Below are 12,564 nucleotides of genomic sequence, written 5' to 3'. Positions count from 1 at the left end.
CTGAGCATTTCCTGAGCTGAGCGGACGCTGAGTTTCTGTTGACCGGCGGATCTAGACTTTTCCTATGCGAGAAAAGGCCGCGATCGCTGTCGCCCGGACCGCCGCCGGCCTCAGCCGTCGGCTCGGCCGCGGCGGCCAGGTGATCCCTGGTGCGATCGCCGGGAAGATCGCTCCGGATTTGGCCGGGAAATTGGCGGCTGAATTACCGCACGGCAGCATTCTGGTGACCGGGACCAACGGAAAGACCACGACCACCAAGCTGATCGTCGCCGCGCTGCGGCTCGGCGGCGAGACCGTGCTCACCAATGCCAGCGGCGCGAACCTGCGCAGCGGGATCGTTTCGGCCCTGGTCACGGCGGCCGACCTGCGCGGTCGCACCGGCGCGACGATCGGCGTCTTCGAGGTCGACGAGGCCAGCCTGCGCCTCGTCGTACCGGAGCTGCGGCCGCGGCACATCGTCGTACTGAACCTGTTCCGCGACCAGCTCGACCGGTACGGCGAGGTCGACACGACCGCCGAGCTGCTGGCAGAAGGCATCGCGGCCACCAACGCACGGCTGTACCTGAACGCCGACGACGCCCGCGTCGCGAGTCTCGCCGACGCCGCGGCAGCACCGGACCTGGTCAGCTACTTCGGCATCGAGCACCTCCCGATCCGCTCGGCCGGTTCGATGTCCGCGGCCGACTCGGATCGTTGCCCGCGCTGTGGCGCACGGCTGGTGTTCAGCCAGGTCTTCTACAGCCATCTCGGCCACTACCGCTGCCCGAACGGCGACTTCGACCGGCCCACGCCGGACGTCGCGGTCACTGGGGTCGAGCAGGCGGACCTGGACGGCACCACGTTCTCCCTGTCCGCGCACGGCGTACCGCAGCGGATGCGGTACGGCCTGTCCGGCACGTACAACCTCTACAACGCCCTGGCGGCCGTCGGCCTGACGACAGGGCTGGGCCTCGCGCCGGCGTTGAGCGCGCAGGCAGTGCGGACCACCGAGGCCGCGTTCGGGCGCGTCGAGAAGACGGAGATCGACGGCCGGACGTTGTGGCTGCTGCTGATCAAGAACCCGACCGGGTTCGCGCAGGTGCTGGACACCTTCCTGGTCGGGCGGGCACCGCTCCGGGTGCTGATCGCCGTCAACGACCTGCCGGCCGACGGACGGGACGTGTCGTGGCTGTGGGACGTCGCCCTCGAGGCGCTGGCGCCGACCCGGCCGGAGGTCGTCGTGGCCGGCACGCGGGCCGCGGAGATCGCGCTGCGACTGCACTACGCCGGGACGGAGGCGACGGTGGCGCGCAGCCTCGAGGACGGACTCGCCCGGTTGCTGTCCGGCCTGCCACCCGGCGGCGACGCGTTCGTGCTGCCGACGTACACCGCGATGCTGCAGATCCGCCGCACGCTCGGCCGGCGGGCCGCGGCATGAAACCCCTGCGGATCGCCCATCTGTATCCCCGGGACCTGAACGTGTACGGCGACCTGGGGAATGTCATCACGTTGCGGAAACGGCTGGAATGGCGCGGATTCCGGACCGAGGTGACGGCCGTGGAACCGGGTATTCCTTTCGACTTCTGCGCGGTCGACCTGCTCTTCGGTGGCGGCGGGCAGAATTCCGGTCAATCGGCACTGGCCGACGATTTGCTGGAGCGCGGCAGCGAATTGCGCAGAATTTCCGCCGCTGGGGTCCCGATGCTGTTGATCTGTGGCAGCTACCAGCTGTTCGGGCGGGAATTCGTCGACGCCGACGGCCGGCGGTACCCGGGCCTCGGGATCTTCGGCGCGACCACCACCGTCCGGCGGCAGCGGATGATCGGCAACATCGTCGTGGACAGCCGGTTCGGGCAGTTGGTCGGTTTCGAGAACCACTCCGGCCGGACCGTCCTCGATCCCGGCCAGCAGCCGCTCGGCACAGTGCGGCAGGGCTTCGGCAACAACGGCCGGACCGGTGACGAGGGCGCGGTGACCGGCAACACGATCGGCACCTACCTGCACGGGCCGGTGCTGCCGAAGAATCCCGCACTCGCCGACCACCTGCTGCTCCAGGCCGTCCGGCGCCGGTACGCCGTCGACGTACTCGAGCCGCTCGACGACGACCTGGCGGCGCGCGCCGCGACCGTCGCTGCCGCCCGCCCGCAAGGCCGCACCCTCAGCATCCGCCCGCGCCGCCGACGCCTGCACCGTCTCGGCGCCGCCCTCCGCGGCCTCTGAAACCGGCCTCTGAAACCGGGCTCTGAAATCGGGCCCTGAAATCGGGCTCTCAACGTAGAAGGACCCCGGCCCGCAGGGGGCCAGGGTCCTTGGTGTACGGAGTGATGTCAGTCGGCGAGGGCGCCCATCGGGTCCCACGCGGGGAGGACGATCGGCTCGTCGTCGAGGCGCGCCTGGAGCTCGGCCGGCAGCGCGGAGCGCCGTACGGCGACCTCGAAGACGTGCTCGCCGAACCACGAGTCGTTCATGGTCCAGAAGCCGCTGTCGGCCTTCTCGTCGCCCCAGCTGTTCTCGACCCGCCAGCGGCGCGGCTCGCCGTCGACCACGTCGACGCCGGTGAACAGCATCGCGTGCGTCATCAGGGTCTCGTGGTGCACCAGGCGCTCGGCCTTGTCCAGCGTGAACTCGGTGTCGTAGATCGCGCTGTAGTCGTACAGCTTGGCGTCCCAGAAGCCGAGGTCGGCGTTCATCTGCTTGCCGACGTCGCAGCCGAACCAGACCGGCTCGCCGCCGACGATCGCGTCCTGGGTGAGCTTCTTGATCAGGTCGATCTCGACGTTCAGGTACACCACCGGCGGGGCGTCCACGATGTTGCCGAGGAAGTCCACGGTGAAGGTCTTGCCGACCGGGCTGGTCGAGCGCGGGTCGTGCACCAGGCAGACGTACTCGTCGACCGGCAGCTGCACGTACGCCGCCGCGAACTCGGTCGGAGTGGTCCAGCCGTCGCGGTGGAAGCCCTTGTCGCTGTCCTTCCACTGCCACAGGAACTTCTGCGGCGGCGTGCCGAGGTGGATGCTCAGCACCCGGTGCACGGTGGTCAGGATCTCGCGCTTGCGGTCGCGGCGGGTCTCGTCGCCGTCGAGCGCCCGCAGGTCGCGCGCACCCTGGCGGAGCAGCTTGCGGAGGGCGTCGTTCAGCTGCGCGGTCGCGGACGAGCTCTCGGTCTCCGGCATCGCCGACTTCGGCACCAGACCGTGCTTCTGCACCAGCGCGACGAACATGTTCCACTGGCCGCCGTCACCGATCGGGTCGGACAGCAGGTGCGCGACCGTGCGGTCGTCGGCGTCCCGGTCCGCGGTGTCGATGATCGCCTCGAGGAAGAAGTTCGACCGCTCGAACTTGTCCCAGAACAGCAGGTAGTTCTGGGAGAACTCGAAGTCCTTGACACCCAGCTTCTCGGCCGCACCGACGCGGAGCAGGTTCAGCCCGGCGAACAGCCAGCACCGCCCACTCTTCTTCTGGTTGGTCACCTTCCAGTCGTCCAGCAGATGGGACACCGAATGGTCCATCGACGTGACGACCTGGCGATCCAGGGCGATGCTGTTGACCGGGGTCTGCGTGACGGCGTTCTGCATCACCCGGTACTGCGGGTTCGACGCGAACTCCTTCTCGAAGAGCGCCAGCTGATCGGCAGTGAGATTCCGCTCCATGATGTCGACGGTATAACAGCCACCAAGCCCGGACGGCCGGATCGGAGTGGCGAATCCATGCCCTGGCCGAAACGCGCCACCCGTGACCACTTGCGCTACGCTAGTTGAAAACGACATTCAACAAAGGAGCGGCGCCATGGCCCGACGCCCGGCCCCGACCGGTAAGCGCAAGCCGAAGCAGAACCCGCTGGACCGCGACGGCATCACCTACATCGACTACAAGGACACCGCGCTGCTGCGCAGGTTCATCTCCGACCGCGGCAAGATCCGCTCCCGCCGCGTCACCGGCCTGTCCGTCCAGCAGCAGAAACAGGTCGCCCGCGCGATCAAGAACGCCCGCGAGATGGCCCTGCTCCCCTACACTTCCGCGAACCGCTGACCGTGTAACGACGCCAGGGACTTCTCCGATCTAGAACTCGGGTCGCGCTCGCGACCCACCGGACAGCGCCCGAACCACGGCAGCGGGTTCGGCGATCCGCCGCTCGCGGCGCTCTGGGGGTCCCTGTGCTGTCCCGTCCTACTCATCTGCTGCGCCTGGTCGTGCCCGCGGCCCTGGTCGCCGCCGGCGTGATCGTCGTCACCGGTTCGTCCGGGTCGGCCGCCGAACTGCGCCCGTACCGCCCGGCGGTCAGCGCGCACCACGACGCGAAGCCCGAGTTCGAGCCGAACTCCGTGCTGGTGAAGTTCAAGAGCAAGGCCACCGCGTCCGCCCGCCGGGCCGCGGTCTCGAAGCTCGGTGCCACCGCGAAGCAACCGGTCACCTCGAGCATCGTCAGGCTCAGCGGCACGCTGTCCGCGCCGGAGCTTCTGAAGAAGGCCAAGGCCGACCCTGCCGTCGAGCTGGCCTCACTGAACTACAAGCGCCACACCACGGCGGTCCCGAACGACACCTATTACCCGGTCAGCGGCGGTGTCGGCCAGGCGTCGTACCTGAACACCGTCCGCATGCCGCAGGCGTGGGACGTGTCGAAGTCGACCGGCAACCAGGTGATCGCGGTCGTCGACACCGGTGTCGACGCGGGTCACCCGGACCTCGCCGGCCATCTGGTCGCCGGCTACAACGTGCTCGCGCCGACGACCGCTCCGAACGACGACAACGGTCACGGCACGATGACGCTGGGCATCATCGCGGCGTCGGCCAACAACGGCGCCGGCGTGGCCGGGGTCGGCTGGTCCGCGAAGGCGATGCCGGTCAAGGTCCTCGACGCGAACGGCGAGGGGTACGACGCCGACGTCGCCAACGGGATCACCTGGGCGGCCGACCACGGCGCCAGTGTGATCAACCTGTCGCTCGGCGGACCGGGCGACGACCAGGTCCTCCACGACGCCGTGAAGTACGCCGTTGCCAAGGGCGCTGTGGTCGTCGTCGCGGCCGGGAACGACGGCAGCGACGCGGTACAGTTCCCGGCGTCGTACCCCGAGGTGATCGCGGTCGCGGCGACCGACGCCACCGGCCGGCTGACCGACTTCAGCTCGTTCGGCGACTGGGTCGATATCGCGGCGCCCGGCTGGGACATCGTCAGCACCGGCGCGCGCAGCCTGACCGAGCCCGGTTACGACCCGTACTGGCTCTGCACCGGCACCTCCTGCTCCGCGCCGATCGTCGCGGGTGTCGCCGCCTTGATGAAGAACAAGTGGCCGACCCTCACGCCCACCCAGGTGGCGGCGCGACTCGAGACCGTGGCCCGCGACGCGGGCCCGCGCGGCACCGACCCGTACTACGGCGCCGGCGTCCTCGACGCGTACGCCGCACTCGGCGGCAGCTGGGCCGCGGACTTCCCGGGGCCTCCGCTCAAGGCAGCCGACGACGAGCCGGCTCGCGCCCGCAACCTCGGCGACCTGCCGATCGGGTTCGGTCTGAGCACCGGCGGCGTGACGAACACCGAGGGCGAGGTCGATTGGTACTTCGTGCACCCGACGGGCGCCCGCACGATGCGGGTCACCGTCTCGGGTCCCGCCTACACAGCGGACCTCCCGCAGAACTTCGCTCCGGTGGTGACGGTCTACGACAAGGACCTGCACCGCATCGGGTTCGCCCAGAACCCCTACCCGGCGGACTGGTCCACGAACGCTCCGCTGACAGCAACCCTCGATGTCCCCATCGATTCCGGGGTCTCGTACATCCAGGTCCGCAACTACAACGGTTCCCGCGTGGATCGCTCCTACGGCTTGAACATCTCACTGGTCAGCGCGGGCGCGACGACGACCGGCGAGGCGTACCCGGTCCGCGACGTCCTCCCCGGTGACCTGTCCGACGACGCCGCGCTGACGTCGAAGCCGTCGGTGACCTTCGCACGACCCGTCGACGCGACCACGGTCGACGGCAGCACGGTGAAACTGCTGAACGGCAAGACCCTGGCGACGATCCCCGCCACGGTCAGCTACGACGCCGCGACGCTGAAGGCGACGATCACGCCGGCGGCACAGCTCGTCGACAACGCGCCGTACAAGGTCTCGGTCTCCGGCGTGCACGAGGCGGACGGGACTGCGCTGGCTCCGGTGCTGACCAGTTTCAGCACGATCGACTGGTACCCGAGCCAGCTGAAGGCGTTCGACGCGAGCGGCGCGTACCTCGCCGCGACCCTGAACTGGACGCTGCCGGAGATGACCGACTTCGGGCAGGTTGTGGTCCGGGTCGCCGCCGGGACCAAGGCGCCGGCCCTGGACACCGGCACGCTCGTCTACGCCGGTACGGCGTCCTCGGTCAAGGCGACCGGGCTGGCGCAAGGAACGACGTACACCTTCGCGGCCTGGATCAAGGACCGTGAAGGGCGGGTCGGCCCGGCCTCGGTGACCCAGTTGCTCGGGATGAAGTCCGGGATCAGCACGACCTCGACGCTGGTCAACTACGGCGGCTCGATCACGATCAAGGGCAGCACCCTGCGGATCGACAACAAGGTGTACGCCGGTCTGCCGGTCAACGTCTACGTGCGGCCGAAGAACTCCACGAAGTTCGCCCTGCTGGCGGCGTTGAAGACGTCGTCGACCGGGACCCTCGCGGTGGCGCACAAGCCCCTGGTGTCGTCGGTGTACATGCTGACGTTCCCCGGCAACGCGGACCTGATGGGCACCCGGAGCGCCGACATCACCGTGCAGGTGGCGCCGACGCTCTCGGCCACGCTGGCGCCGGCGTCGATCCGGCTCGGGCAGGCGACCGCGTTGAGCGGGTACGTCGCTCCTGCGCACGCCGGTCAGCCCGTGTACCTGCAGCAGTACGGGAACAAGGTCTGGAAGTCGATCGCCTCGGTGAAGCTCAGCACCTCGGGCAAGTACGCGTTCGGCATCAAGCCCGCCGTCCGCGGCCAGATCGCGTACCGGGTCTTCTTCCCGGGTGACGCGGACCACGCCCCGGCGTACTCCGCGAACAAGATCGTCACGATCAGCTGATCACAGCAGAACGCCCCGGCCGTCGAGCGGCCGGGGCGTTCTCGTGTGCTGTAGTCAGACCAAGCGGCGGTCTGTTGCCCAGCGGGTGAGTTCGTGGCGGTTCGAGAGCTGGAGTTTGCGCAGGACCGAGGAGACGTGGGTCTCGACGGTCTTCACCGAGATGAAGAGCTCGCGGGCGACCTCTTTGTAGGCGTAGCCGCGGGCGATCAGGCGCAGTACCTCGCGCTCGCGCTGCGACAGCCGATCGAGGTCCTCGTCCACCGACGCGATGTCGATGGCGCCCGAGAACGCGTCCAGCACGAACCCGGCCAGCCGCGGCGAGAACACGGCGTCACCGTCGGCGACCCGGTTGATCGCGTCCACCAGCTCGGCGCCGGAGATGTTCTTGGTGACGTACCCGCGGGCGCCGGCCCGGATCACGCCGATCACGTCCTCGGCTGCGTCCGACACCGACAGCGCCAGGAACTTGATGTCCGGGTGCCGCTGGTGGACCTGCTTCATCACCTCGGTGCCACCGCCGCCGGGCAGGTGCACGTCGAGGAGAACGACGTCGGGCTCGGTGCCGACGATCGCCTTCACCGCGGTGTCGACGTCGGAACCCTCCCCGACGATGTCGACCGAGGCGCCGATCTCGCTGCGTACCCCGGCCCGGAACATATCGTGATCGTCGACGACGACAACCCGCCTGCTGCTCATCTGTCCATCTCCAGTCGCACTTCGGTCCCTGTCTCCGGATCGGACCGCACCGTCGCGCGGCCGCCGTGCCGTTCCATCCTGCCCATCACACTGTGCCGCAAGCCGAGCCGATCGTCCGGGACCTCGTCGACGACGAACCCCTTGCCGCGGTCCCGGACGAACATCTCCACACGGTCCCCGTCCACCTCGACGAACACGTCGATCTTCGCAGCGCCGGAGTGCTTGGCGGCGTTCACCATCGACTCCCGGGCGGCCCGGACCATCGACGACAGCGGCTCGGTGAGGTCACAGTCACCGACCGTGATCACCTCGATCGGTACGCCGTGCGAGTCCTCGACCTCGGCGGCGGCCCGCTTCGCGGCGCTGGCCAGTGTCTGGTCCGCGTTGTCGTCCTCGTCGTACAGCCAGGACCGCAGTTCACGTTCCTGGGAGCGCGCCAGCCGGGCGACCGCCTTCGGGTCGTCGGACTGCTTCTGGATCAGCGCGAGCGTCTGCAGCACCGAGTCGTGCAGGTGCGCGGCCATGTCGGCGCGCTCCTGCGAGCGGACCCGTTCGGCGCGCTCGGCGTTCAGGTCGCGGGTCAGCCGGTGCACCCAGGGCCCGGCGATGACGCCGATCCCGACCACCGCGAGCAGCAGCGCGATCAGTACGTCGCCGACCATCGAGAGCCGGCCGTTCTGGACCAGGAACAGGGTGACCGCCGTACCGATCAGGATCAGCCCGACGGCGATCCGGACCAGCGACTTCCAGCCGCCCTTGCCGAGCACCAGCCCGAGGATCGGGACCCGGATGTCCTGCGCCCACTTGTCCTTCTGGTTCTCGTCCGCCTGCCGCCAGATCAGCGCCAGACCGGCCGCGGCGAACACCAGCGGCCAGAACAGCTTGCCGGCGACGCCGAACCCGGCGACCTGGAGCAGCAGCAACACACCGATGCCGATCGCCACCAACGCCGGCAGCTGGCCGCGGCTCTTCTCCCGCTTCCGCTGCTTCGCCTCGGTCACCGGCGCCGGCGGCTCGTCCGAGCGCAGCCCGCTGCGGGTGTGCGCGGCCAGGCCGGGCGCGTTCGGCACCGTCTCCGGCGCCAACGGCATCAGGAACCACAGCGCCGCATAGATCAGTACGCCGAATCCGCCGAACACCGTGGTCGCGATCAGGACCAACCGCACGACGGTGTCGGACACGCCGAGGTGGTCCGCGACACCACCGGCCACACCGGCGATCACCCGTCCCTCGGTACGCCGGTACGCCCGGCGCGGCGGGTCGGACGCCGGTCGCGGCGGCGGAGCAGGCTGCCCAGGCCCCTGCTGTCCCGGTGCCTGCGGTCCCGGCCCCGGCTGGCCCGGACCGGTGGGCGGCCCACCTGGGGCGCCGTGCTGCTGCTGACCCATCCGCGCGGCGTAGGCGGCGTACGGGCCTTGGTACTGGCCTGGTCCCTTCGGGCCCCAGCCCTTGTACCGCCACTGGTTCTGCGCAGGCGTCGACTCGGGTCGGTCCTCGTTCGTCGAGGATCCGCCCGTCGGCGCGGCTGCTGGCTGGCTCATCACCACGATCGTCACATGTGGACCGGCCCGACACCAGCAGGCTTGTCCCGGGCCCGCTCCTCAGCCGCCGCCCGGCCCGCTCAGGGTGCGCTCGGGGAGAACCCCGAATTCCGGGCACTCCGGGGGCCATCAGGGGCCATCCCCGATGTGATCCGGGGTGCCGGCGCGGGAGTATCGATGGCATGGAGCAGAACCAGAGTGGACCCGCCGGGTTCGACCGCGACCGCCTGCAGAACCCCCAGAGCTGGCGGCGCAGCAGGTCGGACCGCTGGGTCGCGGGTGTCTGCGGCGGCATCGGTCGCGCGCTGAACATCGACCCCGTGCTGGTCCGCGTGGTGATGGCCGTCCTGATCCTCAGCGGTCCGGGCATCATCTTCTACATCGCCGCCTGGGTCCTGATGCCCGACGAGGGCAGTGACCGCGCACCGGTGCAGGGCGTGCTCGGCGACCGGATCCGGACCGACCACCCGTGGTTCTGGCCGGTGGTGATCGGGATCTGCATCTTCGCCGCGATCGCGACGATGTCGTCGTTCAAGTTCGGCCACTTCGTCCCCGGTCCGGTGATCGTGCTGGCGGTGATCTGGCTGCTGGCCAAGCACCGCAAGGCCGGCAAGCAGTCGTCCCAGAACCAGCAGCAGAACCAGCCCTCGCAGTACCAGCCGCAGCAGAACCAGCCGCAGCGCCCGCAGGACACCACGTCCCCGGCGAGCGCCGGCCAGCAGTTCACCTCGCATCAGTACCCAGGCCCGCAGAACACCGGCCAGCAGAACTCGGCGTACACGCCCCCGCAGACCGGCCCGTCCGTTCCTCCGACGGGCCTGTCGTCCTCGGCCACACAGCGACCCCAGGACCGCACCGTCGAACCGGTCCAGCCTGTGTGGACCGAGGACGACCCCCTGGGCCTGTACGTCGACGAGCCGGCCGGCGCCACCCGTCCGGTCGCGACGACCAAGCGCGCCGAACCGCCCGCGAAGGGCATGCGCGGTATCAAGTCGATCATCGTCGTGCTGACCGGTCTCGCGATCGGGATCGCGGCGCTGGCGGGGGCCTCGACCGCGACCATGCTGGTCATCGGTCTGGCCACGCTCGGCGGCGGCATGCTGATCGGCGGTTTCGTCGGGCGCACGCTGGCCCTGCTTCCGCTGGGCATCCTGCTCGCCGTCGGAGCCGTGGCGAGCACGGTGTTCCCCGGCGTACCGCGGAACTTCGCCGACACCAACTACGTCGCGCCGGCCGGGCAGACGATCACCGCGACCGGCACGAGCTACCAGTTCGACGCCGGGTCGGTGACTTTGGACCTGACCAAGGCCACCTTCGCCCCGGGCGCCAAGGTCGACGTCCACGGCGGCGTCGGCGAGGTCGTCGTCAAGGTGCCGGCGAACGTCGACGTGAAGGGCCAGCTGTCGACCGAGATGGGAGACGTTGCCTTCCTCAACCAGCAGCACGAGGGCCATAATGCTCAGCTGAACCTCGACGACCTCGGCGCGGACGGCAAGGCCGGCCCGCAGCAGGTCACCCTGGACCTGGACCTCAGGCTGGGCAGCATCAAGGTGGAGCGCAGATGAGCCAGCAGCGACGGAAGACCAAGCCGGACGTTCCCGGTGTTGTGGCCGGGACCGTGCTGGCCGGGGGCGCCACGATCTGGATGCTGACCGAGAACGGCGTACTGCAGTCCGACGACCTGGGCGTCACCAGCGCCCTCCTGCTGGTCACCGCCGGGCTCCTCGGTCTCGCCGCGTCACACCGCGGCTAATCCGGTGGACGGCGGGTACGCCGTTCCCTAAGCTCCACGCCGTGAGCAGCCCGGAGGCGGACAGACCGTAACCAGAGACGACTCAACGGCAGGCGATCCCGTCTGCCGCCGTTCTCTCATGGTTGCGGAGTGCCTCCATGCCTTTCGTGCTGTACCTGCTCGGCCTGGCCGTTTTCGCCCAGGCGACCTCTGAATTCATGCTCGCCGGGCTCGGCCCGGACATCGCCCAGGACCTGGGCGTTTCCCTTCCCACCGCCGGCTGGCTGACCTCGGCGTTCGCGCTCGGCATGATCGTCGGCGCGCCGGCGATCGCCGTCCTCGGCGCCCGCTGGCCGCGCCGCCGGACGCTGCTGGTAACGCTGACCGTCTTCCTCGCCGCGCATGTGGCCGGTGCGCTGACCAGCAGCTTCACCGTGCTGCTGGTCACCCGGATCCTGGCCGCGCTCGCGAACGCGGGCTTCCTGGCCATCGCACTCGCCACCGCCACCACCCTCGTCCGTCCGGACGCCAAGGGCCGCGCCACCTCCGTCCTCCTCGGCGGTACGACGCTCGCGTGCATCGTCGGCGTACCGGCGGGGGCCGTCCTCGGCCGCTCGTTCGGCTGGCGGTCCGCGTTCTGGGCGGTCGCGATCATCTCGCTCCCGGCGCTCGTCGCGATCCTGCGCTCGATCCCGTCCCGCGGCGTCCCCAGCGCGGCCGGGGTACTGCGGTTCGGGATCCGGCCGCGACTCGCCGTACTGCTGCTGCTCGGGGCGCTCGTGAACGGAGCGACGTTCTGCTCGTTCACCTACCTCTCGCCGGTGCTGACCGAGGTGACCGGGTTCGGGGTGGGGTGGGTACCGGCGATGCTCGCGCTGTTCGGGCTCGGTTCGTTCGCCGGCGTGACCGTCGCCGGTCGCTTCGCCGATCGCCGCGACCACCGGCTCACATTCGTTGCCGGGGGCATCTTGCTGATCGGCTGGTGCGCCTTCGCGCTGACCGCCGGCCACGCCGCGCCGACGGTCGTCCTGGTCTTCGTCCAGGGCGCCCTTTCCTTCGCCGTCGGCTCCACACTGATCTCCTACGCCCTGTACGCCGGCTCCGCGTCCCCCGTCCTGACGGGCGGCCTGGCCACCGCCGCACTCAACGTCGGAGCCGCCACCGGACCGCTCCTGGGAGGCCTCGCGATCGGGGCCGCCGGCTTCTCCGGACCACTCTGGGCAAGCGCGGTCCTGGTGGGTACGGCGCTCTGTCTCGGAGCCGCCTCGGTTAGTCTTGTGGACTGCGAAGTACCGGAGGGACCCTGGTGAAGCGGGTCCCGTGGTCGAGGAGTCTCAATGGTGCGCGGCACCGTGAAGTGGTTCAACGCCGACAAGGGCTACGGCTTTCTGGCCGTCGAAGGCGGCGACGTGGACGACGTGTTCGTGCACTGGAGCAAGATCGTGTCCGACGGGTACAAGACCCTCGAGGACGGCCAGCGGGTCGAGTTCCAGATCGTCGACGGGCCCAAGGGCCGCGAGGCGGACGCCGTCACTCCGGTCTGACCAGCGGTCTGGTCCGGCAACCGATAACCTGTCGT

Annotated in this window: 11 protein-coding genes; 8 read left to right on the top strand and 3 right to left on the bottom strand. The window is 69.7% G+C overall.

The features are described 5' to 3' along the window. Window positions 1-64 precede the first annotated feature (64 nt). Together AC0662_RS14025 and AC0662_RS14020 are read left to right on the top strand one after the other, a co-directional pair. Window positions 65-1,417 (top strand): DUF1727 domain-containing protein, encoded by a 1,353-nt coding sequence (locus AC0662_RS14025; RefSeq protein WP_478300773.1) that lies wholly within the window; start codon window positions 65-67, stop codon window positions 1,415-1,417. Next, the gene (locus tag AC0662_RS14020; protein WP_452204668.1) at window positions 1,414-2,199 is read left to right on the top strand and encodes a type 1 glutamine amidotransferase; all 786 of its coding nucleotides are present in this window, start codon (window positions 1,414-1,416) and stop codon (window positions 2,197-2,199) included. The genes AC0662_RS14025 and AC0662_RS14020 overlap by 4 nt, the downstream gene beginning before the upstream one ends. Before the next feature lie 107 nt (window positions 2,200-2,306). Here AC0662_RS14020 and AC0662_RS14015 read toward each other — a convergent pair whose 3' ends face one another. After that, complete coding sequence (locus AC0662_RS14015; RefSeq protein WP_452204669.1) at window positions 2,307-3,629, bottom strand: C1 family peptidase; 1,323 nt, start codon at window positions 3,627-3,629, stop codon at window positions 2,307-2,309. Window positions 3,630-3,765: 136 nt separating this feature from the next. Here AC0662_RS14015 and rpsR point away from each other — a divergent pair, with 136 nt between their 5' ends. Next, window positions 3,766-4,008 carry a 30S ribosomal protein S18 gene (gene rpsR / locus AC0662_RS14010; RefSeq protein WP_452204670.1) on the top strand — a complete coding sequence of 81 codons (243 nt, stop codon included), beginning with the start codon at window positions 3,766-3,768 and terminating at the stop codon, window positions 4,006-4,008. Between the two features lie 125 nt (window positions 4,009-4,133). Continuing rightward, on the top strand, window positions 4,134-7,016 hold the full coding sequence (locus tag AC0662_RS14005) for a S8 family serine peptidase (RefSeq protein WP_478300770.1): 2,883 nt from the start codon (window positions 4,134-4,136) through the stop codon (window positions 7,014-7,016). Window positions 7,017-7,070: 54 nt separating this feature from the next. On the opposite strand, the gene AC0662_RS14000 is transcribed toward AC0662_RS14005, so the two are convergent. Both AC0662_RS14000 and AC0662_RS13995 read right to left on the bottom strand, forming a co-directional pair. Next, complete coding sequence (locus tag AC0662_RS14000; protein ID WP_452204672.1) at window positions 7,071-7,712, bottom strand: response regulator; 642 nt, start codon at window positions 7,710-7,712, stop codon at window positions 7,071-7,073. Continuing rightward, a complete protein-coding gene (locus AC0662_RS13995) occupies window positions 7,709-9,253 on the bottom strand; it encodes a PspC domain-containing protein (RefSeq protein ID WP_452204673.1) in 1,545 nt (514 codons plus the stop codon). The genes AC0662_RS14000 and AC0662_RS13995 overlap by 4 nt, the downstream gene beginning before the upstream one ends. A gap of 182 nt (window positions 9,254-9,435) precedes the next feature. Here AC0662_RS13995 and AC0662_RS13990 point away from each other — a divergent pair, with 182 nt between their 5' ends. From AC0662_RS13990 to AC0662_RS13975, 4 genes are all read left to right on the top strand, one after another. Beyond that, on the top strand, window positions 9,436-10,818 hold the full coding sequence (locus AC0662_RS13990) for a PspC domain-containing protein (RefSeq protein WP_452204674.1): 1,383 nt from the start codon (window positions 9,436-9,438) through the stop codon (window positions 10,816-10,818). Then, window positions 10,815-11,006: a hypothetical protein gene (locus tag AC0662_RS13985; protein ID WP_452204675.1), complete on the top strand. Its 192-nt coding sequence runs from the start codon at window positions 10,815-10,817 to the stop codon at window positions 11,004-11,006. The genes AC0662_RS13990 and AC0662_RS13985 overlap by 4 nt, the downstream gene beginning before the upstream one ends. Window positions 11,007-11,143: 137 nt before the next feature. After that, the gene (locus tag AC0662_RS13980; protein WP_452204676.1) at window positions 11,144-12,295 is read left to right on the top strand and encodes a Cmx/CmrA family chloramphenicol efflux MFS transporter; all 1,152 of its coding nucleotides are present in this window, start codon (window positions 11,144-11,146) and stop codon (window positions 12,293-12,295) included. A gap of 27 nt (window positions 12,296-12,322) precedes the next feature. Continuing rightward, on the top strand, window positions 12,323-12,529 hold the full coding sequence (locus tag AC0662_RS13975) for a cold shock domain-containing protein (RefSeq protein WP_478300766.1): 207 nt from the start codon (window positions 12,323-12,325) through the stop codon (window positions 12,527-12,529). The last annotated feature ends 35 nt before the right edge of the window (window positions 12,530-12,564 follow it).

The organism is Kribbella sp. NPDC043289 (genome assembly GCF_056436705.1).
Note: the sequence above shows the minus strand (reverse complement) of the source record. Positions and strands in the feature narration are given on the sequence as shown.

Excerpts from the sequence above, each read along its gene's own strand:
- AC0662_RS13995 (WP_452204673.1), bottom strand. The coding sequence starts at position 9,253 with ATGAGCCAGCCAGCAGCCGCGCCGACGGGCGGATCCTCGACGAACGAG.
- rpsR (WP_452204670.1), top strand. The coding sequence starts at position 3,766 with ATGGCCCGACGCCCGGCCCCGACCGGTAAGCGCAAGCCGAAGCAGAAC.
- AC0662_RS14025 (WP_478300773.1), top strand. The coding sequence starts at position 65 with ATGCGAGAAAAGGCCGCGATCGCTGTCGCCCGGACCGCCGCCGGCCTC.
- AC0662_RS13985 (WP_452204675.1), top strand. The coding sequence starts at position 10,815 with ATGAGCCAGCAGCGACGGAAGACCAAGCCGGACGTTCCCGGTGTTGTG.
- AC0662_RS14015 (WP_452204669.1), bottom strand. The coding sequence starts at position 3,629 with ATGGAGCGGAATCTCACTGCCGATCAGCTGGCGCTCTTCGAGAAGGAG.
- AC0662_RS14020 (WP_452204668.1), top strand. The coding sequence starts at position 1,414 with ATGAAACCCCTGCGGATCGCCCATCTGTATCCCCGGGACCTGAACGTG.
- AC0662_RS13980 (WP_452204676.1), top strand. The coding sequence starts at position 11,144 with ATGCCTTTCGTGCTGTACCTGCTCGGCCTGGCCGTTTTCGCCCAGGCG.
- AC0662_RS14000 (WP_452204672.1), bottom strand. The coding sequence starts at position 7,712 with ATGAGCAGCAGGCGGGTTGTCGTCGTCGACGATCACGATATGTTCCGG.
- AC0662_RS13990 (WP_452204674.1), top strand. The coding sequence starts at position 9,436 with ATGGAGCAGAACCAGAGTGGACCCGCCGGGTTCGACCGCGACCGCCTG.
- AC0662_RS13975 (WP_478300766.1), top strand. The coding sequence starts at position 12,323 with ATGGTGCGCGGCACCGTGAAGTGGTTCAACGCCGACAAGGGCTACGGC.